This is a genomic window from Clostridium sulfidigenes (genome assembly GCF_052067195.1).
Classification (GTDB): domain Bacteria; phylum Bacillota; class Clostridia; order Clostridiales; family Clostridiaceae; genus Clostridium_J; species Clostridium_J sulfidigenes.
This window is the reverse complement of record NZ_JBQHQR010000006.1, coordinates 34,329-58,313: the sequence shown is the minus strand read 5'-3', so window position 1 is coordinate 58,313 and position 23,985 is coordinate 34,329. Positions and strand designations below refer to the sequence as shown.

Sequence of the window (23,985 nt, the reverse complement as noted above, 5' to 3'; positions counted from 1 at the left end):
ATTTAATTTTATGTTATAATATAGAAGGCTTTTTAGCCTTCTATATTTATTTGGAGGTGATTTCGTGCAAGAAGAAGGTATTATAAAGAAAATTAATGGAGATATAGCTACTGTTGCTTTTGTAAAAAAAGGTGGTTGTGGTGGTGGATGTTCCTCTTGTAAATCTGGATGTCCTAAAGATACTATATTGGTAGAATTAAAAAATACAGAACACGCTACCGTTGGTGAAAGAGTTTTAGTATCAATGGATAATAAGGTTTTTAGCAACATGACATTTTGGGCCTATGCCTTCCCTACCATTATTACAGTAATTACTCTTATAATATGTCTATACATATTTAATAAGCTTAATTTAGCTAATTCTGAAGTATATTCAGTGCTACTGGCTTTAATAGCCATGGTAATTTCTTATGTACTTAGTTCTAAACTAAATAAAAAACAAGATAAGTATTCTTTTAAGATGATTAAAAAGTTAAATTAAACTTTTTAAAATGTGATGAAAGTTATATTAATAAAGATATATTTTACTATATAAAGTTAATAATATTCACATATAGATCATACAAAATCAATTATAACCAATTAGGAGGTATAAAAATGAACATAGCATCAATGATTGATCATACTATTTTAAAAGCTGAAACAACCAGGGATCAGGTTATAAAAATTTGCAAAGAAGCAAAGGAATATAAATTCAAGTCAGTATGTGTAAACTCTTGTTATACTGAGTTAGTAGCAAAGGAACTAAAGGACTCTGGAGTACTTGTGTGCACAGTGGTAGGTTTCCCTCTAGGAGCTATGGATACTAAATCTAAGGCTTTCGAAACAGCTAGAGCTATCGAACTTGGAGCAAATGAAATAGACATGGTTATCAACGTAGGAGCTTTAAAGGATAGGGATTACGATTTTGTGAGAAATGATATAAAAGAAATTGTTGATACGGCTAAAGGAAAGGCTATAGTTAAAGTTATTTTAGAAACTTGCCTATTAACTGAAGAAGAAAAAATCAAGGCTTGTGAATTATCACAAGAAGCAGGTGCAGACTTTGTAAAAACTTCAACTGGATTTAGTACAGGTGGAGCAACTCCTGAAGATATTGCTCTAATGAGAAAGGTCGTTGGACCTAATATGGGAGTAAAAGCCTCTGGTGGTGTTCGTACTACCGAAGATGCCCTGAAGGTTATAAATGCTGGTGCAAATAGACTTGGTGCCAGTGCATCTATAGCAATCGTAAATAATTTATGTAATTCAGATTCTGACTATTAGAATTTATTTTCATTTTACAAATTAATTAAAATACATTTTATAAATAGGTAAACTTCTGTAAATTCTAGAAGTTTATCTATTTATTTTTCGACTTTTTTGTTAAGTTCTTGTTAAGAAAATTAATTTTGTTAAAGCTTTGTCGTATATATTGAAATTAGTCACAAAATGTTTTAAATTAAGACATGATAGAAAATTTAATCAATTCTATCAAATATTTTTATAGGGGGATATAAAAATGAAATTTTTAACAGGACTATTCAAATTTTTACCAATATTTGTATTGGCAGGTCTAATGATGATGAAGGTCAACGTACTTACGGCAGCTCCAATTGCAACAATAGTTGCTTGCTTTGTAGCCTACATCACAGAAAAAATTAAAATGAATGAACTAATTGATGCTGCTGTAAACAATGTAAAGGAGCTCATACTTGTATTCTTTATATTAATGTTTGCTTATGCAATGGCAAGTGCCTTTATGTCAACAGGAGTTGGTGCTTCTATCGTTAATGTAGCTCTATCTCTTGGGTTGAATGCAAGGACTGTTGCTGTAACCGGTTTCTTAGTAACTTGCGTACTATCAGTTGCTACCGGAACTTCTTGGGGAACTTTCGCAGCATGTGCACCTATTTTCTTATGGCTTAACCATATAGTTGGAGGAGATATCCTTCTTACTACATCTGCTATCGCTGGTGGTGCTTGTTTTGGTGATAATATTGGTCTTATCTCTGATACAACAGTTGTAAGCTCTGGTATTCAAGATGTAGAGGTTATAGACAGAGTTAGAACTCAAGGTGTTTGGTCTCTTGCTTGTATGATAATCACTGCAATTATTATCTTTGTAGTAAGCCTAGCAATGAAATTACCTACTGATGTAGCTAATGCAAAGTTAGCTATTGATGCTATTCCACCAGAAGCATGGTCTGCTATTGAGGCTCAAAAACCAGCAGCTGTTGAACTTTTAAATCAAGTTAAAACCGGAGTTCCTGTATACATGGTAATTCCTCTAATACTTGTTATAGTTGCTGCTGTTATGGGTATTCCTACTCTACTTTGCCTATTCTTAGGAATTGGTTCATCATACATCTTCGGTTCCTTTGCAGGAACTGTAGAAAGCTTACCTGCTTTCTTATCTTTAGTTCAAGATGGATTTGGTGAGGCTGGTTCTTGGGTTATTGTAATGATGATGTGGGTTGGTGCCTTCGGTGGTGTAATGGCTAAAATGGATGCTTTTGCCCCACTATCAGCTCTTGTTTTAAAAATATCTGGAAACGTAAGACAACTAATGTTCTGGAATGGTGTTTTATGTTTAGGTGGTAACGCTGCTCTTTCTGATGAAATGGCTCAAATAGTAACTATCGGACCTATCATTAAAGAATTAGTTGATAAAAACGTTGAAGGAAGCCAAGAGGATATGTACAAACTATATCTTAGAAATGCAACCTTTGGTGATGCACTTGGAGTATTCGGATCTCAATTAATTCCTTGGCACGTATACATTGGTTTCTATGTAGGAATTGCTTCTTCAGTATATCCATTACACAAATTTGTAGCTACAGATATAATTAAATATAACTTTATGGCTTTTGTAGCTGTATTTTCAATCCTACTACTTACCCTTACTGGATGGGACAGATTTATTCCTAAATTTGGTCTACCAACAGAACCTGCTGTTAGATTAAAAAAGAAATAAATATATAACACTGATAATGAAGTAATTCTATATTATCAGTAAATAATTCTTAAAACATGCTATTGATATCATAAGATGTTAATAGCATGTTTTTTTCATAATATTTGTTATTTTTTTAACACACATATCTAAATATTCTATAATACTTCAAGTTATAAATACTAAAATGTAAATTTTATTTATAATATTATTTATATACTAAATTTTTTGAAATTATTTTTAGTAAACATTTACATGAAATATATGCAAATATTTTTATCTTCAATATTATTTCTACCTATTTCTACTTTTTAATTTATCGTTTTCATTAATTAACTCAATATTTTTAATTTTTTTATAAAAAGTTCTAAAATTTATGTATTTTTTCTGGAAAAACACTTGATATTTTTTTGAAAAGGTTTTAAACTAGTAATGTGAAAATAATGGTTAAAAAAATAACTATATTTTCATCTTAATTAATTTATAGGGGGATCATAAATGAAATTTTTAAAAGGATTTTTAAAGTTTGTACCAATCTTTGTATTGGCAGGTCTAATGATGCTTAAGGTTAATGTACTTACGGCAGCACCTATAGCAACAATAGTTGCTTGCCTTGTAGCCTACATCACAGAAAAAATTAAACTGAATGAACTTATCGATGCTTCCATCGAAAATGTAAAGGAGCTTATTTTAGTATTCTTTATACTAATGTTTGCCTACGCAATGGCAAATGCATTTATGTCAACTGGAGTTGGTGCTTCTATAGTTAATATAGCATTATCTCTTGGAGTAAATGCAAGAAGTGTTGCTGTATGTGGCTTCTTAGTAACTGGTATACTTTCCGTTGCTACTGGTACCTCTTGGGGAACCTTTGCTGCATGTGCTCCTATCTTCTTGTGGCTAAACCACATATTAGGAGGAAATATTCTTCTTACTACAGCTTCAATAGCTGGTGGTGCTTGTTTTGGTGATAATATTGGTCTTATCTCTGATACTACAGTTGTAAGTTCTGGTATTCAAAAGGTTGAGATACTTGAAAGAGTAAAATCTCAAGTTGTTTGGTCTGTCCTTTGTCTTGTTGTGTCTGCAATTATTATTTATGGTATGAGTGTAGCACTGAAACTGCCTACAGAAGCTGCTAATACTGCACTAGCAATTGAGTCTATTCCAGCAGAGGCATGGTCTGCTATTGAAGCTCAAAAGCCTGCAGCTGTTGAACTTTTAAATCAAGTTAAAAATGGAGTACCTGTCTATATGGTAATTCCGCTATTACTTGTTATAGGTGTCGCTGTTACGGGTGTACCTACTCTACTTTGTTTGTTCCTAGGAATTATTTCTTCTTATATCCTTGGTTCCTTTGCAGGAACAGTAGAAAGCCTACCAGTTTTCTTAGGATTAGTTCAAAGTGGATTTAGCGAGGCTGGTTCTTGGGTTATAGTAATGATGATGTGGGTTGGTGCCTTTGGTGGTATCATGGCTAAAATGGATGCCTTTGCTCCACTATCAGCTATTGTTTTAAAAATATCTAAAAATGTAAAACAGTTAATGTTCTGGAATGGTGTTTTAAGTATAGGTGGTAATGCTGCTCTTTCTGATGAAATGGCTCAAATAGTAACTATTGGACCTATTATTAAAGAATTAGTTGATAAAAATGTTGAAGGAAGCGAAGAAGATCTTTATAAACTTCGTCTTAGAAATGCTACCTTCTCAAGTTCATTAGGTGTTTTTGGATCTCAATTAATTCCTTGGCATGTATACATAGGATTCTATGTAGGAATACTTTCTTCAGTATATCCATTACATACATTTATAGCTACAGATATTATTAAATATAATGTCATGGCTTTTGTAACCGTAATTTCATTACTTCTTCTTACTATTACTGGGTGGGATAGATTTATTCCTAAGTTTGGTTTACCAAGAGAACCTAAAGTTAAACTTAAGAATCAAACTTCTGAGGTCAATTCTGATAAAGAAATTTGTGCATAATAAATAAAAAAATCTCACAATAGTTAATAATTATTGTGAGATTTTTTATATATCATAGTTATACAAATTAATGTTCATTCCAAAAACTTCATATTTATTTACTAATAATAACCATAAAATCCTTTACACATAATAACAATTATTCTTTTATAATACATATATTAGCAAATACTCCTAACATTCTACATTAAATTATTTAATTTATGCGTTTTTTCTGAAAAATACTTGATATTTTTGAGAAAACGTTTTAAACTAATTTTATAGTAAGACTAGTTAAATAAATAACTAGTTTTTCTAGTAAATTTTTTATAGGGGGATATAAAAATGAAATTTTTAAAAGCAACCTTTAAGTTTGTACCAATATTTGTATTGGCCGGACTTATGATGATGAAGGTAGACGTGCTTACAGCAGCACCAATTGCAACTATATTTGCATGTATTGTAGCCTACATCACAGAAAAAGTTAAATTCAGTGAACTTATTGACGCAGCAGTCGATAATGTAAAGGAACTTATTTTAGTATTCTTTATACTAATGTTTGCCTATGCAATGGCAAACGCTTTCATGTCAACAGGAGTTGGTGCTTCTATAGTTAATATGGCCCTAACTCTTGGATTAAATGCAAGAACTGTAGCTGTATGTGGCTTCTTAGTAACTTGCATACTGTCAGTTGCTACCGGAACTTCTTGGGGAACATTTGCTGCATGTGCTCCTATTTTCTTATGGCTTAACCATATAGTTGGAGGAAATATTCTTCTTACTACAGCTTCTATAGCTGGTGGTGCTTGCTTTGGTGATAATATCGGTCTTATCTCTGATACAACAGTTGTAAGTTCTGGTATTCAAAAGGTTGAAGTTATTGATAGAATTAGAACTCAAGGGGTTTGGTCAATAGCATGTGCGATTATAACTGCAATTATTATATTCGGTGTTAGTTTATATATGAAACTACCTACAGATGTAGCTAATGCAAAATTAGCTATTGATGCTATTCCACCAGAAGCTTGGTCTGCTATTGAGGCTGAAAAACCAGCAGCTGTAGAACTTTTAAATCAAGTTAAAACTGGAGTACCTTTCTATATGGTAATTCCTCTAATACTTGTTATAATTGTTGCTGTTATGGGAGTTCCTACTTTACTTTGCTTATTCTTAGGAATTGCTTCTTCATATATCTTTGGTACATTTGCAGGAACTGTAGAAAGCTTACCTTCTTTCTTAGGTTTAGTTGAAAGCGGATTTGGTGAGGCTGGTTCTTGGGTTATTGTAATGATGATGTGGGTTGGTGCCTTCGGTGGTGTAATGGCTAAAATGGATGCTTTTGCTCCAATATCAGCTCTTGTTCTAAAAATATCTGGAAATGTAAGACAATTAATGTTCTGGAATGGTGTTTTATGCATAGGTGGTAACGCTGCCCTTGCTGATGAGATGGCTCAAATAGTAACCATCGGACCTATCATTAAAGAATTAGTTGATAAAAACGTTGAAGGAAGCCAAGAGGATATGTACAAACTATATCTTAGAAATGCAACCTTTGGTGATGCTCTTGGAGTATTTGGATCTCAATTAATTCCTTGGCACGTATACATTGGTTTCTATGTAGGAATCGCTTCTTCAGTATATCCATTACACAAATTTGTAGCTACAGATATAATTAAATATAACTTTATGGCTTTTGTAGCTGTATTTTCAATCCTACTACTTACTCTAACTGGATTGGATAGACTTATTCCTAAGTTTGGTCTACCAAGTGAACCTGCTGTTAGACTAAAAAAAGGAAACAAAAATATAAACACTGATACAAGTAAAGCTATATAAAACAAACAAAAAGATAACCTTAAATCTTAAGGTTATCTTTTCTATTTGATTGAATTATAAATTTTGTATGTTTATAATCATAGATAATTTATCTCTTATTACTTTCTCATCTCTTCTTCGAATATTTTATCATATTCTGCGACAACTTTATCAAATTCAGCCTCATCTTCAACCATTTCATATGAAGCTGTAGCACCTTCTCCAATTACCTTATATACATAAGCTTCATCTTCTTCGTCAAGTGGTGCTAAAATAACATAGTGTTCTCCATCAATAGTTAAATCTTCAACTATTTCTAATTCTACCTTTTCCATTGTTTCTGAGTCAGTAAGTGTTATTATATTCATTTCTTCCATTTTCATGTCCTCCTAAATTCTTTCAAATAAATCTTATTTCATTATATAGCATATAAACCTATAAAACAATGCCATATTAAAAATATAAAACTTAATCGTATTACTATCTAATTTATACTATTTATTAGTAGACATGTATATATTATTTTTACATAAATTTTAAATATAAAATCTAGTATCTGGGTCTATGAGATTATCTTTTATTTCTACACCAAATAATCCATTTATTAAAGTAGCACTTTCAATATGGTGGGCATCCTGCACATCTCTATTTAAAATTTGCACTTGATCTATAGTACTCTTTTGTGATGGTTTAATTTGATTATTCTTTTTATTTTTCTTTTTCGATTTACTCATGTTATTTCACCTTCCTTTCTTATATAATACAAATTAATTAAGACAAAGGATGGTTAATCATTTTTTGCATTATAGGCAGTCAAAACTTGATTGAACTCTTTACCTGCTCCTATAGAAGCATATTCAACCATACCATTTTCTCTACTTACAACCTTATATGCACAAGCTTCATCTGAATCCTTGGGACCTGCAATTACATATTCATTTTTACCTACATTAACCACATCAATAAATTCTAATTCTACTATTCTTCCATCTTCCCCTGAAACTTTTATACACTTATTATTGCTCATCTTATAACCTCCAACTATTTTTAATTCTTTAGTAAAAATATATAAATTTTAAGTTATACATTTTTAGCTCTTAACTCCACTTTATTTTAAAAATATATTAACTATTTATAAGATGTGCATAATACAAAAAATTATTTATGTTTTAAATTTTATTTTTTTAAGGTATCTAATCTATCCTTTATACGTTTTTCATACCCCATTGATGTTGGAGTATAATATTTTTTCTTAAGTAACTCCTTAGGCATATATTGCTGTCTAACATAATGATTTTCATAATCATGAGGATACTTATATCTTGATCCTTCATTTAAAATATTAGATCCACTATAATTATTACCTCGCAGATGTAAAGGAACTCTACCTACCTCTTCCTTTTCTATGTCTTCAAGAGCTAAATTAATAGCATTATAAGATGCATTGCTTTTAGGTGCTCCAGCTAAATATATAGTTGCCTGAGCTAGAGGTATTCTAGCTTCTGGCATTCCTATAAACTTCACTGCATTTAGAGCCGCATTAGCTATTAAAAGCGCATATGGATCTGCATTGCCTATATCTTCTGATGCTGATATTACAAGTCTTCTAGCTATGAATTCAGGATCTTCACCACCTGATAGCATTCGAGCAAGATAATGCACTGAAGCATCAGGATCACTTCCTCTAATACTCTTTATAAAGGCAGATATTATATCATAATGATAATCTCCACTTTTATCATAAGTAACTTGTTTTTTTTGCATACACTCTTCTACTACATCTAGAGTTATATGTATTATACCATCTTCTCTTTTATTAGTAGTTAAAACAGCCAATTCTAAAGCATTTAATGCTCTTCTTCCATCACCGACAGCATTATCACATATAAACTCTTCTGCTTCTTTATATAACTTTATATTAATACTTCCATAGCCCAACTTTCTGTCTTTAAGTGCTCTATTTAATAATGACACTATATTTTCTTTTGATAATAGCTCTAATTTAAAAATCATTGATCTAGATAAAAGTGCTTTATTAACTTCGAAAAAGGGGTTTTCTGTTGTAGCACCAACTAAGGTTACTATTCCCTTTTCTACATGAGGTAATAAACTATCTTGTTGGGTTTTATTAAACCTATGTATTTCGTCTATGAAAAGTATAGTTTTCTTTCCACTCATAGAAATTTCTCTCGTTGCTTCATCTATTACATTCTTTATATCTTTAATTCCAGAAGTTACTGCATTTAACTCAACATAGTTACACTTTGTAGTTTTAGCAATAATTTTTGCTAGACTTGTTTTTCCAACTCCAGGAGGTCCATAAAATATTAAAGATGTAATTCTATCACCTTTAATGCTTCTATATAATAGTTTATCCTTGGCTAATATATGGTCTTGCCCTACAAATTCATCTAAATTACTAGGTTTAAGTCTTTGTGCTAAAGGTTCATTACTATTTAAATCTATATTATTATTTTTTTCTTTTGTTTCTTCTAAATCAAATAATGAGATATTATATTCTCTTTCCATTCACATCATCCTTCAATAAATACTTATCATATCATTTAAAGCTAAATTTCATTTTATAATATATTAAATATAACATAAAGCCTTCCAGAATAAAATCTTTAACTCTGGAAGGCTATTATCTCTGTTAAAAGTAATTAAGGTAATAATCTGCATATTTGATATAGTAATCTAATATTATAATTAATTAAAAAAATTAATAAACATTATACTAAATTATTAATTATAGTAAGTTTTTTCTTTTCTTTTCATTGTAATCATCTAAACATTTCTTAACCCCTGCAGATAATGCTAAAAGAGCAAGTAAATTAGGTAATACCATTAATCCATTAAAAGTATCTGCAATCTCCCAAACTAAATCAACTTTCATACAAGAACCTAGGAATATAAATATCATAACTAATATTCTATAAGGAGTTGTTCCTTTTTCACCAAATAAAAATTTTATATTAGCTTCTCCAAAGAAATACCATCCTATAATTGTAGAGAAAGCAAAGAAGAATAAAGATACTGAAATAAATATTCCTCCAACCTCTCCTCCCATACCAGCAGCAAACGCCTTTTGAGTCAATATAATTCCTGTTTCTCCACTATTTAAAGCTCCAGTAGTCAATATTACAAGAGCTGTTAAAGTTAATATAATAAAGGTATCTATAAATACTCCCATCATAGCTACTAACCCTTGTTCTGACGGATGATTAACCTTTGCAACTGCATGAGCATGTGGAGTTGAACCCATACCTGCTTCATTTGAAAATAATCCCCTAGCAACACCATATCTAACTGCTTGTTTAATAGTTACTCCTACAACTCCACCAGCTATAGCTTGAGGATTAAATGCTCCAACTATAATCATTTTTAAAGCAGGTAATATATTTGCATAGTTCATTACTATTATAAATAAACTACCTATAATATATAATAGTGCCATTACTGGAACAATTTTTTCTGTAAAGGATGCTATACGAGAAACTCCGCCTATGAAAATGATACCAGCCAGTATAGCAACTACCACACCCACAATTCTAGCATCAATTCCAAATGACTCACTAAATGCACTTCCTATGGAGTTTGCTTGTACCATATTTCCAATAAAACCGAGAGCAAGTATAATAGTTATTGAGAAAAATATAGACATTACCTTTGCTATTTTTTTGTTTTTCAATCCATTTTTAATGTAATAAGCTGGACCCCCAGTAACTTGTCCATTAACTACAGTCTTGTACTGCTGCGCTAAAGTTGCTTCAGCAAATATGGTCCCCATTCCAAAGAAGGCACTAATCCACATCCAAAAAATTGCTCCAGGTCCCCCCATTACAATAGCTGTAGCAGCTCCTGCTAAGTTTCCAGTACCAACCTGTGCAGCTATAGACGTTGCAAGTGCTTGGAATGAAGACATTCCATCTGCCCCTGCTTTTTTACCAAATTTTATTTTTCCAAAAACAAGTTTAAAGCTTTCTCCAAATTTTATAACCTGAACAAACTTTAACTTAAAAGTAAAATAAATTCCAGTTCCACATAGTAAAAAAATTAATGCATAGTCCCAAAGAACTCCATTGATACTCTTAACTATCTCTAGTAAATTATCCATAATATCCTCCCCATGATGTTACAGTTTACTACCTTATGTTCATTATAAGGTTATTTTGTGAATTTTTCAACAATTTCGAATAACGTTTACATATTTAAATATATAATGATACTATTTGATATTTAAATAGATAAGAATTAAATTATCATACACTCTTATAAAGTATTAAAAATAAATAAAAAACAATGAAAAGAATCGAACTCCTTTCCATTGTTTTATTGGTGCAGATGGCGGGATTTGAACCCGCACGAGAATTCTCTCACTACCCCCTCAAGATAGCGTGTCTGCCGTTCCACCACATCTGCATAATAATATAATTTTACTTAATTATTATATCATCATCTATTACTAGATTCAACAACTAAAATCAACTTAGTTTAAAGCAATTTAATAAATAAACCCAATTTAATTTATAATAAACTAAATTGGGTTTACTACTATAATTATTGCAACATATGTTTTACTCTGCCTTTTGACCTAAATTGTATAGATATTTATATATTCTATGATTAAATTTAACCTTTTGAACATAACTTTTAGTTTCCTTAAATGGAATCTTATGAAGGTTTTCTCCATCGCTAGAATATTTCTCATCCTCAAGCCACTTAGTAACATTTCCAGGACCACCATTGTAAGCCGCTAATACAAGAATATAGTCCCCGTTAAAATCCTCACTCAATTTTTTCAAATACCAAGTTCCCATTCTTATATTAACCTCAGGATCTGCTATTATTTCTTCATTAAAGTTACTTAATTCTAGTTTTTCTGCAATCCACTTTCCCGTATCTGGCATTATCTGCATTAATCCTATTGCTCCCTTTGATGAGCTTGCATCTACTACAAATTTACTTTCTGTATTAATTACTGCTGCTACTAAATTAGGATCTACATTGTACATCTCACTATATTCAATAATACTTTTTTCATACTCTAACGGAAAAAAGCTTTTTAGTATAACTTTAAAATTAGCAATAATAATTACAGCTATAACTATTATCAATATACTCTTCCTGGTCCTTCTATTAGATTTATAAGTCATTTTTCCCCCTAATCTATTTAAGCTTGCTTATTACTTTCATCACTTTAATCCTAGATTCTTGCAGATTTCCACTATTATCAATGATAAAGTCTGCAAACTTACATTTTTCTTTTGTACTCATTTGATTATTTATTCTTATAGTTGCTTCTTCCATTGAAAAATTATCTCGTCTCATAACTCTCTCTAACTGTATTTCTTCACTGGCAATAACAACTATTATCTTATCCATATAAGTATGAAGTTTACTTTCTATTAATGTAGGTGCATCTACTATGCACATTTCTTCTCCTATATCATTATATTTATTTATTTCACTAAATATATCATGAAAAATATGAGGCATTATTATATTTTCATATTGAGCTTTTTTACTTTTATCAGAAAATATTAGATTTCCCATTTTACGCCTTAGAAACTCACCATTTTCATCAAAATATTCATCACCAAAAGCTCTTCTTATTTCTAATAAAATATTAGGATGATTCACAAGTACTTTTCTAGAAATTTCATCTGCATCAATAACAGGAATATTATTTTCCCTAAAAATCATACTTATGGTACTCTTTCCACATCCAATGCCCCCTGTTAAACCTACTTTTAATATATTATTTTGCTTCATACCAAGTGTCTCCTATAGAAATATCTACATTTAGGGGAACTTTAAGATCTAGTACATTCTCCATTTCCTTCTTAACTATATCCTTTACTAAATCAAGTTCATCCTTATATACATTAAGTATAAGTTCATCATGAACTTGTAAAATTAATCTACTCCTAAGTTGTTTTGATTTAAGCTCACTAGCAACATTCACCATGGCAATCTTTATAATGTCTGCTGCACTACCCTGAATAGGTGCATTCATAGCTAATCTTTTTCCTAACGCTTTTACAATTTTATTAGAGGATTTTACCTCTGGAATATATCTTTTTCTATGAAGAAGTGTTGTTACATAAGAATTTTCTTCAGCTTCTTCAATTACTCTATCCATATACTTTTGTACATTCCCATATCTCTCAAGGTATGTATCAATATACTTTTTAGCCTCTCCTCGTGTTATCCCTAAATCTTGAGCCAAGCTGAAATCACCTATTCCGTAAACAATTCCAAAGTTAACAGCCTTTGCATTACTTCTCATTGTCTTAGTTACATTTTCAATTGGCACATTGAATACTTCTGATGCTGTAGAAGTATGAATATCTAAACTATTTCTAAAAGCTTTTATCATATTTTCATCTTCAGAAATATGTGCAAGAACTCTAAGTTCAATTTGTGAATAATCCGCTGACAAAATTACTGAATCTTTATTGTGTGGTATGAAAACCTTTCTTATTGATCTTCCATTCTCATTTTTGATTGGTATATTCTGAAGATTAGGTTCTGTACTAGATAATCTGCCAGTAGTAGTTACAGTTTGAGTAAAGTTGGAATGTATCCTTCCATCTTCATCTATTACATTTTTAAGTCCCTCTATATAGGTAGAGTATAGTTTTGTAATTTGTCTAAAATATAAAATTTTATTTATTATCTCATGTTTATCCTTTAACGCATCCAATACTTCCGCATTGGTGGAGTAACCTGTTTTAGTTTTCTTTATTACTGGTAGGTCTAGTTTTTCAAATAATATTTTCCCAAGTTGCTTAGGAGAATTTATATTAAATTCTTCCCCTGCCAAATGGTATACTTCTTTTGTAAGAGTATCAATCTCTCCACTAAATTTAGTTCCTAGATTCTCCAATTCTTTTCTATTGATATTAAACCCTTCATATTCCATATATGATATAACCTTAGTAAGAGGTTGCTCTACTTTAAACAGTAGTTCTTCCATATCTTCTTTTTTAATTTCCTCTTTTAAGATTGTATATATTTTCTCAAGAGCTACAATTTCATTAGCTTTAAGGGAGTCTTCATCTCCGTCAAATGTCTTTCCTAGCCTTTCTTCGTAAAGTGTTTTTATGGAATACTCTGATTTTGATGAATCTAATAAGTAAGCTGCTATTTCCACATCAAAATTTACTAGGTCTAAATCAATACCAAGCTTTAAAAAAGCAGTATATCCATATTTAATACCATGGGTAATTTTTTCAAGGCTAGAATTATGAAAAATTATCTTCATTGCATTTATAAAGCCTTCTCTATCTTCTTCTAGCAATTTATCACAATAAAGTAGATACACCTGACCTTCTGACAATATGCCTATGGTCTTCACCATAATTTTGGCAAAATTACTTGTATCCTCCACATATAATTTTACAAAAGCCCTATTTTTTATATTAGGTATAACATCATTCAAATCTTTAATTTCATTAATAACTTTATAATCAACAACTTCTAATCTTTGATTTTCTGGAGTTTCAGAACTATCTTGTGAAAGATTTTCAAATTTATTAAGAAGAGATTTAAATTGCAATCTTAGACACATATCTCTAACTTCACTATTGTTAAAGTTTCCTTTAGTTCTTAACTGCTCCATAGGTATTTCTACAGGAACTTTAGTAATAATTGTAGCTAACTTCTTACTAAAAATTGCTTGTTCACTATACTCTTGAAGTGACTCTTTGAGTTTTTTACCACTGATATTAGATATATTCATCAAAACATCTTCTATGCTACCATATTCCTTAATTAACTTAAATGCAGTCTTCTCACCTATCCCCGGAACTCCTGGAATATTATCTGATTTATCTCCCATTAGGCCCTTCACATCTATATATTGAGTAGGTGTTACCCCAAAATCTTCAATAAATCTGTCTTTATTATATATCTCTTTTTCTGTAATTCCTTTTTTATTTATAACTATATTAACGTTATCTGTGGCTAGTTGAAGAGCATCTTTATCTCCTGTTACCACATAAACTTCCATACCTTCATCTTCTGCTAAAACAGATATAGTACCTATTAAATCATCTGCTTCATATCCTTCTAACTCAAATACGCTTATTCCCATCTTGGATAATATTTCTCTTATTATAGGAAATTGCATGGAAAGCTCTGGAGGTGTTTTCTTCCTTCCTGCTTTATAATCTTCATATTCCTTATGTCTAAATGTATTAGAAGATTTGTCAAAGGCAGCTACAATATAATCTGGATTTATATCTTCTTTAATTTTAAGAAGCATATTTAAAAACCCATATACTCCATTAGTATAAACGCCTTCTTTTGTTGTAAGTTCTGGTATAGCATAAAATGCTCTATATAGTAAGCTATTTCCATCTAAAACAGCTAAACTTTCTCTATTAATTTTAATCACATCCATTCAAATTATTTAATCACTTTTATTGAATTCCTTCATTTTTTCTTATTATCCCCTATATTATTCTTTACTTTTTGGGGACTAAAGTCAAGTAAATAAACATGATTCTTTTGATAAATGATTATAACATTACTTCATGGTATTAACAACAAAACTAGTAATTTAAAAATATGAATTTTCATTCATCTATATTATAAGTATAATGTAAATTTTATTTAATAGAATAAAATTTAATAAACCTTCTAAGATATTGATTTAATCTATATCTTAGAAGGTTTATTAACTGCAAAAATATATTTCTAAACACCACTAAATATTTATATAAACAAATAAATAATAACTGGTAAAAAAATTGCTGGTAAATAATTCATAACTTTAAATTTTGATATCTTTATCATATTTAAGGCTAATGCAATAATTAAAAGTGAACCAACAAAAGTCATTTCTGCAATAGATGTATTTTTATCCTTACATTGTTTTCAACTTCTAAAATATGCTTAAATCTAATTCATGGGATAATTTTTCTAGAATCTTGATTCCACCTATGCTATTTCCCTGAGCATCAAGAGCAGGACCTACAACTCCAATTCCCATCCTTCTAGGTACTGCAGCCATTATTCCTCCACCTACTCCACTCTTTGCTGGAATTCCTATATGTACAGCAAACTTTCCAGATGCATCATACATACCACAAGTAACCATTATGGTTTTAACTATTCTACATGCCTCTCTGGATATAACTCTTTCATTATTTATAAGAACTCCATCATTGGCAAGCATAGCTCCTATCCTAGCTATATCTTTGCAAGTTATCTCCATAGAACAAGCTTTAAAGTAGACATCTAAAATTTCCTCTACATCCCCTTCTATTATACCATTACCCTTCATGTAATAAGCTAATGCTCTGTTTCTATTTCCTGTTTTCTTTTCACTCTCATACACATTGTAATTTATACCTATCTCATCATTTCCAGTTATTTTTCTAGTAAAATTAAGTATTCTATTTATTTTTTCATCAGCTGTTTCTCCATTAATTAAAGACACTGTTGCAATAGCTCCTGCGTTTATCATAGGATTTAATGGTTGTTTTTGTTCGTGAGTTTCCAAGTTAGTTATGGAATTAAACCCTGAATCTGTAGGCTCCATCCCCACTTTAGTGAAAACGTATTCTGTACCATTATCTAAGATTGCTAACATTAGGGTTATTACTTTAGACATACTTTGTATTGTGAATTTAATATCCCAATCACCTGCAAAATATTCTTCACCACCTAAATTGGTAACCCAAATACCTAAAGCTTCAGGATTAGCTTTTGCTAGTTCTGGTATATATGAAGCCACTTCACCTTTACTTGTCCATTTTCTACAATCTTCAATTATATTTTCCAAGATCCTCTTCATTATCATGTCTCCCCTCTGATTTAATTACTTACAGTTTTATTATATTAATCAAGTACCTATTTTTCAATACTTAAGTATTAACTTCTACACTATCCTTATCTAAGATAAAAATACTATTGTAATCCTTAGGATATTGTGGTAAAATACTAAATGTACTAGCCGGTGTGATGGAATTGGCAGACGTGCGGGACTCAAAATCCCGTGGTGGCAACACCGTACCGGTTCGACCCCGGTCACCGGCACCAGTAAAAAACCGCTTGATTAATCAAGCGGTTTTTTTTATATTATAAACTTATTTTAGCAAATAATATCATGAAATATTTAAACTGAAATATAATAATATTATAAAGTATTATTATTTGGAGTATCTATGATTAATTCAAGAGATTGTAGTTTATATTACGATGAAAATGTATCTAATTTTCTTGTTCAATATAAAAATAAAGATGAGTTTAAAGAGCAAATAGATAAAATATCCTATGCTTGTGGTGATGTAATTACAGATAATCTAGCTGTAGTAGCAGTGTCCCATTTAGAAATGAATAGATTGTTAAAAGAAGTTCCCCAAATTATTTTTTTCGACTTTAGAAAAATGTTTGTATTAGGTGAAACTTCAAAATCTACTTCCCCTCCTTCTGTGGGTAACATAAATTCCATATTAATAAATCCTTATTTGAACTTAACTGGCAGAGGAGTTCTAATAGGTGTTGTAGATACAGGTATAGATTATCTTAATCAAGAATTCATTAGAGAAGATGATACCTCAAGAATAATTAGCCTATGGGATCAAACTATCTCAAACAATAGTTCTAGCACCTATATGGGTACTACTTATTCTAATGATCAGATTAATGCAGCAATTAAAGCTTATAGAAACAACGAAGACCCTTATACCATTGTACCATCTAAAGATACTATTGGACATGGTACACAGGTTGCAGGTATTATAGGTGCCAGAGGTAATAACTCTGACATAAGAGGTATAGCTAATGACAGTGACTTTGTAATCGTAAAGCTCTTTGAATCTACTAATTTTAGAAAAGCCCTATTAGAAAATGGTGTAGAGTATACCCCAGTATATAATGCCAGTGAAATCGTATCTGGAATCGAATATTTAAAAAATGTTGCTGTTGAACTTAAAAGACCTATGGTAATATATTTAGGCTTAGGTTCTACAGAAAGTAGCCACGATGGAACTAGCTTGATTTCTAGATATGTATCCTCTATAGGTACTATTAGAGGAATATGTTTAGTCTCAGGCGTCGGAAATGAAGGAGCTGCTCAAACCCATGCTACTGGTTATATTAAAAATAAAACTGACCCCTCATCCCTAGAGCTTAGAATAACAAAAGAAATGAGATTTTTCACATTTAACATATGGGTTAAAAAGCCAAACAGAGCTTCTTTGGTCATAGTATCTCCTACTGGTGAAAGCTCTAGCCTATTAAAATCTAAAGATGTTAATGAACAGAATACTAAATTTGTATTTCTAAACACTAGATCAAGAGTCCTATATTTTAATCCTGAACATTTTACTGGCCATGAAGTTATCCATGTAGAATTTTATGACATAAAACCTGGCATATGGACCTTTAGACTAATAGGAGAATATTTAATTGATGGGCGATATGATATTTGGCTACAACCCCATAGTACTTTACCTAGCGGTACCGAATTTCTTCAACCTAACCCATTAAACACACTAACCGAACCATCCACAGCTGTTAATATTGTTACTGTTTCTTATTATGGTGAAGATAATGCTTTAATCTCCACTTCTGGAAGAGGTTTCAATACCAACAACCTAATCAATCCTGATATAGCTACTTTAGGCATAAATATTTTAACTACAAAAGTTACTGGTGGCACTACCACCATGTCTGGTAGTTCTGCTGCAACTGCTATAGTTGCAGGAGCCTGTGCAATATTATTAGAATGGGGAATTATTAATGGTAATGATCAAACTATGTATTCTCAAAAAATTAGAAGCTATCTAATGCATGGTGCAGCTAGGAGCAGTTATTACCGTTTTCCTAATCAGGAATTAGGATATGGATATTTAGACCTATTAGGTGTTTTTAACTTTATAAGTAGATCTTATTCTACAAATATATCTCTTAACAGAGCGAACACTTGCGATGAATATAATAAAAGTGATGATTATATTGTATATACTACTAATAATATGTTTATAAGAATTCCAAAATGTATTGTAGGTGATTTTATATGAAGCGACATTTAGATGTTCCAGATAGCATTTTTTATGATATAAATTACGATCATTATATTGTTCAGTATCAAGGAAATATTCAACAAGATATCACTCAAGAGCCGAGTCACTATTTAACTATAATTAATGATAGGTATGCAATCATATCTCTGCCTAAAAACGTAGAAATATCTGTTGGTGACCCTGAATATCCATCCATTGTATATGTAAAACCAGTTGAAATGTATACCCTTCAACAGATTACCCCTACAGAGGCCTCTCAAGTAGGTTTCTTACAGCTAGACCTACCTTTAACTTTAAATGGCAGTGGTGTAAATATAGCAATTCTTGATACAGGTATAGATTACTTAAGCGAAGAATTTATGAGGGATAATGGAGAAACTAGAATAGAATGTATTTGGGATCAAACAATACCTTCTAATGGCAAAACTTTAGATTACTTTATTCCATACGGTACTGTATATGAAAAAGATGATATTCAATCTGCTATACAAGCAGCTAGAGAAGGCAAATCCCCCTATGATATAGTACCAACCATAGATGAAATTGGTCATGGTACAAATATGGCTGGGATAATTGGAGCCACTGGTAAAAATCCTCAGTTAAAGGGTGTAGTCCCAAATTGCGATTTTGTAATTGTAAAACTAATCGAAGATTTTTCCTATAAATCACAATTTAATGTTAAAGTTCCCCTTTATAATATAACTACTATTTTTGCAGCCTTAGAATTTTTATATAGATATTCTTTAACTTCATCTAAACCAATGGTCATCCTTTTTCCTCTTGGTACAAATTTAGGTAACCATTATGGAACTGGAATCTTAGAGCAGTATATAGAGTCTTTAAGCCAAAATAGTGGACTTGTAGTTGTTGTTCCAACTGGGAATCAAAGAGATAAAGGATGCCATGCTTCTGGAATATTATCCGAACCTGGGGAACTTCATATAGTAGAAGTTGATGTATCTCCAGAGCAAAATAGTTTATGGATGGATATTTGGGTAGATTCACCTAACATCATGTCAGTAGAAATTATATCTCCCTCTGGTGAAAGCACTGGTGTTATTGGGGCCGTAATTAATAGTACAGAATATTATGATTATATATTCGAAAGGACTTCAGTTAAGGTCAATTACTATTTACCTGAAGATATTACTGGTGATGAATTAATTCGAATTAGATTTTATGACATACAATCGGGCATATGGAAACTTAGATTGATTACAAATACTGTATTAAAAGGTAACTTTAATGCTTGGATTCCAGAAGAAGGCTTAACTGTTGGTGGTACTCACTTTAGTCATGCAGATCCCTTTGGAACATCTACTAATCCAAGCAATTCCCCTTATGTAATCTCTGTTGCAGCTTATAATCAAAACAATAATTATCTTCTAAACTACTCTGGTGCAGGTTTTAACGACCTTAAATTTAATTACGTTGATATAGCAGCTGGTGGTGTAAATGCTATAGCCGTAGCTCCTAACAACGAAATTGCAACAGTTAATGGCACCTGTGTAGCTGCTTCTGTTGTTGCTGGTGCTTGTGCCATGTTATTTGAATGGGGATTTACTAGACTTAATGATCCCTACATGTATTCTCAAAGTATAAAAACCTATATTGCAAGAGGCGCTGTACAACGTCTTGGTGATATATATCCTAATCCTCAATGGGGCTATGGATTATTAAATATACTTCAAATGTTTCAAAATATGATTTAACTATACTGGTAAAACCCTAATCATAAAAAAACTATGATTAGGGTTTTGCAAATTTTCTTCTTTTAAACTCTTTTTTAACACATACTCACTTTAACATTTTTACCCATATTACTAAGTATCTTTTCTAATTCTCTTATTATTCCTAATTTTATAGTATAACTAATATGACTATTGGAATCATCATGAACAGGATTTATTGCATTCCCTATAAAAAAATTTATATCAGTTGATTCTTCAAATAAAATTTTGGCTATCATGGAAGCTCCATCTATTTTATTCCTTAAATCTAAGGATATATTTGATGTAACACTATATTGTTTAGCAATTTTTAAAACTTTATCCAAAGTTATAACTCCTTCCGTAACTAAATCTACTCCTTCAATACACGCAGTTGACGGTATTTCCTCATTGCATGTATTATTGTTTATTACAATAGGTTTATTTAAATATCTACTTGCTATCTTAGCCGTAGTTCCTCCACAAATTATCTTCTTACCCTTTCTTGAAAAAAAAAGTTTTAATACCTTATTATCATCTTCTTTATGCTCTGGTGGACCTATCATAAGATTTACTACTTTTCTCTCACAGATTTTAAACACAGCAACGGTTATGTCATCATCTGGGGAATTTAAATATAAATCCATAGATGCATTTGCTATGGTTGCTGCCATCCTTTGTGGTGACATTTCTGGAGTGTACCATCTCTGAACATATTCTATAACACTTTCTCTTCTCCACCCATTTTTTGTAGTTCTCCCGAGACCAGCACTTGTAACTCCATCAGTTAAAAGTATTATCATATCTCCTATATAAAGCTTAATATTGCTTTCATGTATTTCTTTTTCATATATAACTTTGCACATTGAATCATATACAACGTTTTTCCCTTCTCTAATTAAAATTACCGACGGATTATCAAATTGTGCTAAATATGCATCACCTCGTTGATAAATTTGAAGTATAGTAAAAGTTGAATATGCCATATTTCTAACCTTGCAAACTGGTAAACTTTTAGCTATTGTATATACGCTTTCCTCTATAGACATATTACTAGCCATCATGGTGCCTAATATCTTTGATGTTAAAGTTGCTAGTATATTAGCCTTAATACCACTTCCCAACCCATCAGACAATACAAATGTGGTCTTATCTTTACCTTTTATTGTAGTATAAAAATCTCCAGAGATAGATTCACCATGTTTGTTAAAGCTTGCAAATCCGCTTTCCAAAAACAAATTAGTCATAATCCTCTTCCTCCATAAGTATTGCTTCTTTAAGGTCTGTAAGTGCTACTTGAGTTTCAGCGGCTGTTTCTCCAAGTAATGATGCAATCTCATGTACAATACACATATGCTTTTCAACAATTTTATCAGTTATCTCTGCTCTAAGTGTCTTTTCTTTAATCAATTTCTCTCTTTTTAGTTTTAGTTTAGTTATATCCTTCATTATACAAATAACAATTCCGCTATTTTTATCATATATAAAATTCTGTTTAACAAACTTACCGTATTCAGGTAAGTAAACATTTTCATTTGCTACATTCTCTTCTTTGCTAATTACCTTTATAAAATCAAATTCATCCAAAATTCTAGATACTGAAAAACCAATAATATCTCTGGAATTTTGAATTTCAAATATGTCACAAGCTGATTTATTAATCTGTTGAACTTTTAAATTAGTATCTACAGTAAGAATAGCATTAGGTGTAACACTTATAATCTTATCAGAAAAAGATTCTGCTTTTTCCTTCATATAGGGTAAACACATACTTATTTCTGCTTTTCCTAAAATTACTGCTATTGCTTTTTCTCTACAAGTTGAATACCCACAAGTTCCACAGTTCAATTCATCCTCAATACTGTTTTTCCCCATTTTTCTTAATATACTGCTAATCTCCCTATCACTAGGAGATTGAACAACTACTTGTTCATCTGTAATTCTTCTACTTGTATCAATATTATATTTCAAATCAAAATCAGTAGGATTACATTCATTCAATGCTATACTTTCTACCTTATTCATTGAAGATATCCGTAAGGCTTTGTTATGAGATGATGCTGGTCCATTTATACAACTACCACTACACGCACTCATTTCAATAAAACAATTATCTAGATTATTATTAATTATTTCTTTTAGGGTTTCTATGCAATTATCTAGACCATCAATAGCAATATATCTATACTCAGAATTTTTATTCATTGTATTCAAAATTCCTCCAGTTATGGGGAATAATCTTGAAACATAAGTGTTTTTATCTATGTTTATATTATCTTCAAATTTTAATCCTTCTTCATTTATCCAAATATCTAATTCTTCAAAGGTAATGGTTATATCATTGTATTCTTCTCCACTTCCACATTCTTCTTTTTTAGATATGCATGGACCAATAAACACAACAATAGCATCCTCTATATTACTTTTCAATAACTTACTATGAGCTTGCACTGGTGAAATTACAGGTGCTAAATACTTTACCGCTTCTGGATAATGCTTCTGAACTAATTTAACAACCGTAGGACAACATGAAGATATAATTACATTTTTCCAATGATTTTTAATCAAATTTTCATATTCACTTTTGACTATGTATGCTCCTTCTGCCGTTTCAAAAGCATTACTAAATCCAAGCTTTCTTAGCACATTAGCAAATTGTGAAAACTGAGTAACGTTGTAATTTGAAATATAAGAAGGCGCTATACTAGCAATGACCTGTTTGCCCTCCCTGATCAAATTCTTTATAGTTAATACATCATTACGAATTTCTTTGGCATTCTGAGGGCAAACAACCATACAATTACCACATAAAATACAATCTCTTTCAATAATCTGGGCTTGATGATTTTTTACCTCTATAGCTTTAACAGGACAATTTCTAATGCATTTATAACAGTTCTTACAATTAGCTTTTTTAAATTTCAGTATACCCATGGAAAATCTATCCCCTATCATAAAATAAATAATGTAAACTATTTAACAATATCAATTTGATAAAGTTTTAACAACTCAATTGTATAGCCGAATAGTATAATTGTCAATTCTAACTAAGACTCAAATGCCAAGTGTTAAAATATATTCTATAATTTTATTTTCTTAGTGTATATATGTATAAAGTATATTGTTTTCCATAAAAAAAGATATGCTTAACATATCTTTTTGATTAAATTAACACTATTATATCCACATATTATCTGTAAGTTTTTCAATTTGTTTCTTAAGTTTTTCCGTCTCTTTATTATTAATAATGTATTTACCATTAACTAAATCTATACAATCTCCCTCTTTAATGCCCTTTGGTAAATACATAATTGGTATATTTACCATTTCCATATCTTCCTTTTCACATACAGCGTACTCTTCTTCAAACCTATCAATAATTATCATAACCTTCCTCCTTTTATACTATTATTAATAATAAACATGATTTTTATAATTAAATGGTAAATATTTATAATACAAATATTGCATTTTTATTTATACATATTATACCTAGTATTTTTTCTTATTAGTAGTA

At 30.7% G+C, this 23,985-nt stretch carries 20 protein-coding genes and 2 tRNA genes; 8 read left to right on the top strand and 14 right to left on the bottom strand.

What is annotated here, in order from left to right:
• Positions 1–64: 64 nt before the first annotated feature.
• The 5 genes from ACTNBA_RS08710 to ACTNBA_RS08690 all read left to right on the top strand — a co-directional run bounded on the left by ACTNBA_RS08710 (position 65) and on the right by ACTNBA_RS08690 (position 6,739).
• Positions 65–481: a SoxR reducing system RseC family protein gene (locus ACTNBA_RS08710; protein WP_346880015.1), complete on the top strand. Its 417-nt coding sequence runs from the start codon at positions 65–67 to the stop codon at positions 479–481.
• 116 nt (positions 482–597) lie between these two features.
• Positions 598–1,266, top strand: a complete 669-nt coding sequence (gene deoC, locus ACTNBA_RS08705; RefSeq protein WP_346880016.1) for a deoxyribose-phosphate aldolase — start codon at positions 598–600, stop codon at positions 1,264–1,266.
• Between the two features lie 235 nt (positions 1,267–1,501).
• A complete protein-coding gene (locus ACTNBA_RS08700; protein ID WP_441073448.1) occupies positions 1,502–2,956 on the top strand; it encodes a Na+/H+ antiporter NhaC family protein in 1,455 nt (484 codons plus the stop codon).
• A gap of 477 nt (positions 2,957–3,433) precedes the next feature.
• Positions 3,434–4,924 (top strand): Na+/H+ antiporter NhaC family protein, encoded by a 1,491-nt coding sequence (locus ACTNBA_RS08695; RefSeq protein WP_035133673.1) that lies wholly within the window; start codon positions 3,434–3,436, stop codon positions 4,922–4,924.
• A 324-nt stretch (positions 4,925–5,248) separates the two neighbouring features.
• Positions 5,249–6,739: a Na+/H+ antiporter NhaC family protein gene (locus ACTNBA_RS08690; protein WP_441073446.1), complete on the top strand. Its 1,491-nt coding sequence runs from the start codon at positions 5,249–5,251 to the stop codon at positions 6,737–6,739.
• Between the two features lie 98 nt (positions 6,740–6,837).
• On the opposite strand, the gene ACTNBA_RS08685 is transcribed toward ACTNBA_RS08690, so the two are convergent.
• From ACTNBA_RS08685 to glsA, 11 genes are all read right to left on the bottom strand, one after another.
• The gene (locus ACTNBA_RS08685) at positions 6,838–7,095 is read right to left on the bottom strand and encodes a DUF1292 domain-containing protein (protein WP_346913865.1); all 258 of its coding nucleotides are present in this window, start codon (positions 7,093–7,095) and stop codon (positions 6,838–6,840) included.
• A 159-nt stretch (positions 7,096–7,254) separates the two neighbouring features.
• A complete protein-coding gene (locus ACTNBA_RS08680; RefSeq protein WP_346846536.1) occupies positions 7,255–7,452 on the bottom strand; it encodes a hypothetical protein in 198 nt (65 codons plus the stop codon).
• A 53-nt stretch (positions 7,453–7,505) separates the two neighbouring features.
• Entirely contained in the window at positions 7,506–7,745 is a 240-nt protein-coding gene (locus ACTNBA_RS08675; protein ID WP_035133681.1) for a DUF1292 domain-containing protein, read from the bottom strand.
• Between the two features lie 149 nt (positions 7,746–7,894).
• Complete coding sequence (locus tag ACTNBA_RS08670) at positions 7,895–9,247, bottom strand: replication-associated recombination protein A (RefSeq protein WP_441073444.1); 1,353 nt, start codon at positions 9,245–9,247, stop codon at positions 7,895–7,897.
• Positions 9,248–9,467: 220 nt separating this feature from the next.
• Entirely contained in the window at positions 9,468–10,835 is a 1,368-nt protein-coding gene (locus ACTNBA_RS08665) for an alanine/glycine:cation symporter family protein (protein WP_441073443.1), read from the bottom strand.
• Positions 10,836–11,054: 219 nt separating this feature from the next.
• Positions 11,055–11,140: transfer RNA gene (locus ACTNBA_RS08660), tRNA-Leu, on the bottom strand.
• 155 nt (positions 11,141–11,295) lie between these two features.
• Positions 11,296–11,874 (bottom strand): lytic transglycosylase domain-containing protein, encoded by a 579-nt coding sequence (locus ACTNBA_RS08655; RefSeq protein WP_346880021.1) that lies wholly within the window; start codon positions 11,872–11,874, stop codon positions 11,296–11,298.
• A 13-nt stretch (positions 11,875–11,887) separates the two neighbouring features.
• Positions 11,888–12,493 (bottom strand): dephospho-CoA kinase, encoded by a 606-nt coding sequence (gene coaE / locus ACTNBA_RS08650; protein ID WP_441073441.1) that lies wholly within the window; start codon positions 12,491–12,493, stop codon positions 11,888–11,890.
• Positions 12,480–15,113 carry a DNA polymerase I gene (gene polA, locus ACTNBA_RS08645; protein WP_441073688.1) on the bottom strand — a complete coding sequence of 878 codons (2,634 nt, stop codon included), beginning with the start codon at positions 15,111–15,113 and terminating at the stop codon, positions 12,480–12,482. Before polA ends, coaE begins: the two co-directional genes overlap by 14 nt.
• Positions 15,114–15,442: 329 nt before the next feature.
• Entirely contained in the window at positions 15,443–15,577 is a 135-nt protein-coding gene (locus ACTNBA_RS08640; RefSeq protein ID WP_441073686.1) for a DUF554 family protein, read from the bottom strand.
• A 34-nt stretch (positions 15,578–15,611) separates the two neighbouring features.
• Positions 15,612–16,526 (bottom strand): glutaminase A, encoded by a 915-nt coding sequence (glsA, locus tag ACTNBA_RS08635; RefSeq protein ID WP_346846529.1) that lies wholly within the window; start codon positions 16,524–16,526, stop codon positions 15,612–15,614.
• 158 nt (positions 16,527–16,684) lie between these two features.
• Here glsA and ACTNBA_RS08630 point away from each other — a divergent pair.
• The 3 genes from ACTNBA_RS08630 to ACTNBA_RS08620 all read left to right on the top strand — a co-directional run bounded on the left by ACTNBA_RS08630 (position 16,685) and on the right by ACTNBA_RS08620 (position 20,471).
• Positions 16,685–16,771 (top strand) — tRNA-Leu (locus ACTNBA_RS08630).
• Positions 16,772–16,896: 125 nt separating this feature from the next.
• Positions 16,897–18,756 (top strand): S8 family peptidase, encoded by a 1,860-nt coding sequence (locus tag ACTNBA_RS08625; RefSeq protein WP_441073439.1) that lies wholly within the window; start codon positions 16,897–16,899, stop codon positions 18,754–18,756.
• Positions 18,753–20,471, top strand: coding sequence for a S8 family peptidase (locus ACTNBA_RS08620; protein WP_441073437.1), 1,719 nt, complete (start codon positions 18,753–18,755; stop codon positions 20,469–20,471). The genes ACTNBA_RS08625 and ACTNBA_RS08620 overlap by 4 nt, the downstream gene beginning before the upstream one ends.
• Before the next feature lie 74 nt (positions 20,472–20,545).
• Here the strand turns inward: ACTNBA_RS08620 and ACTNBA_RS08615 are convergent, their stop codons facing one another.
• The 3 genes from ACTNBA_RS08615 to ACTNBA_RS08605 all read right to left on the bottom strand — a co-directional run bounded on the left by ACTNBA_RS08615 (position 20,546) and on the right by ACTNBA_RS08605 (position 23,855).
• Positions 20,546–21,715 carry a SpoIIE family protein phosphatase gene (locus tag ACTNBA_RS08615; protein WP_441073435.1) on the bottom strand — a complete coding sequence of 390 codons (1,170 nt, stop codon included), beginning with the start codon at positions 21,713–21,715 and terminating at the stop codon, positions 20,546–20,548.
• On the bottom strand, positions 21,708–23,402 hold the full coding sequence (locus ACTNBA_RS08610; protein ID WP_441073434.1) for a [Fe-Fe] hydrogenase large subunit C-terminal domain-containing protein: 1,695 nt from the start codon (positions 23,400–23,402) through the stop codon (positions 21,708–21,710). Before ACTNBA_RS08610 ends, ACTNBA_RS08615 begins: the two co-directional genes overlap by 8 nt.
• Positions 23,403–23,645: 243 nt before the next feature.
• Positions 23,646–23,855 (bottom strand): DUF3006 domain-containing protein, encoded by a 210-nt coding sequence (locus tag ACTNBA_RS08605; RefSeq protein ID WP_441073433.1) that lies wholly within the window; start codon positions 23,853–23,855, stop codon positions 23,646–23,648.
• Between the last annotated feature and the right edge of the window lie 130 nt (positions 23,856–23,985).

Bases quoted from the DNA above. Each gene is read 5' to 3' on its own strand.
- ACTNBA_RS08655 (WP_346880021.1), bottom strand. From the start codon at position 11,874: ATGACTTATAAATCTAATAGAAGGACCAGGAAGAGTATATTGATAATA.
- coaE (WP_441073441.1), bottom strand. From the start codon at position 12,493: ATGAAGCAAAATAATATATTAAAAGTAGGTTTAACAGGGGGCATTGGA.
- ACTNBA_RS08610 (WP_441073434.1), bottom strand. From the start codon at position 23,402: ATGGGTATACTGAAATTTAAAAAAGCTAATTGTAAGAACTGTTATAAA.
- ACTNBA_RS08665 (WP_441073443.1), bottom strand. From the start codon at position 10,835: ATGGATAATTTACTAGAGATAGTTAAGAGTATCAATGGAGTTCTTTGG.
- ACTNBA_RS08615 (WP_441073435.1), bottom strand. From the start codon at position 21,715: ATGACTAATTTGTTTTTGGAAAGCGGATTTGCAAGCTTTAACAAACAT.
- deoC (WP_346880016.1), top strand. From the start codon at position 598: ATGAACATAGCATCAATGATTGATCATACTATTTTAAAAGCTGAAACA.
- ACTNBA_RS08670 (WP_441073444.1), bottom strand. From the start codon at position 9,247: ATGGAAAGAGAATATAATATCTCATTATTTGATTTAGAAGAAACAAAA.
- ACTNBA_RS08605 (WP_441073433.1), bottom strand. From the start codon at position 23,855: ATGATAATTATTGATAGGTTTGAAGAAGAGTACGCTGTATGTGAAAAG.
- ACTNBA_RS08620 (WP_441073437.1), top strand. From the start codon at position 18,753: ATGAAGCGACATTTAGATGTTCCAGATAGCATTTTTTATGATATAAAT.
- ACTNBA_RS08690 (WP_441073446.1), top strand. From the start codon at position 5,249: ATGAAATTTTTAAAAGCAACCTTTAAGTTTGTACCAATATTTGTATTG.
- ACTNBA_RS08685 (WP_346913865.1), bottom strand. From the start codon at position 7,095: ATGGAAGAAATGAATATAATAACACTTACTGACTCAGAAACAATGGAA.
- ACTNBA_RS08680 (WP_346846536.1), bottom strand. From the start codon at position 7,452: ATGAGTAAATCGAAAAAGAAAAATAAAAAGAATAATCAAATTAAACCA.
- glsA (WP_346846529.1), bottom strand. From the start codon at position 16,526: ATGAAGAGGATCTTGGAAAATATAATTGAAGATTGTAGAAAATGGACA.
- ACTNBA_RS08625 (WP_441073439.1), top strand. From the start codon at position 16,897: ATGATTAATTCAAGAGATTGTAGTTTATATTACGATGAAAATGTATCT.
- ACTNBA_RS08675 (WP_035133681.1), bottom strand. From the start codon at position 7,745: ATGAGCAATAATAAGTGTATAAAAGTTTCAGGGGAAGATGGAAGAATA.
- ACTNBA_RS08695 (WP_035133673.1), top strand. From the start codon at position 3,434: ATGAAATTTTTAAAAGGATTTTTAAAGTTTGTACCAATCTTTGTATTG.
- ACTNBA_RS08700 (WP_441073448.1), top strand. From the start codon at position 1,502: ATGAAATTTTTAACAGGACTATTCAAATTTTTACCAATATTTGTATTG.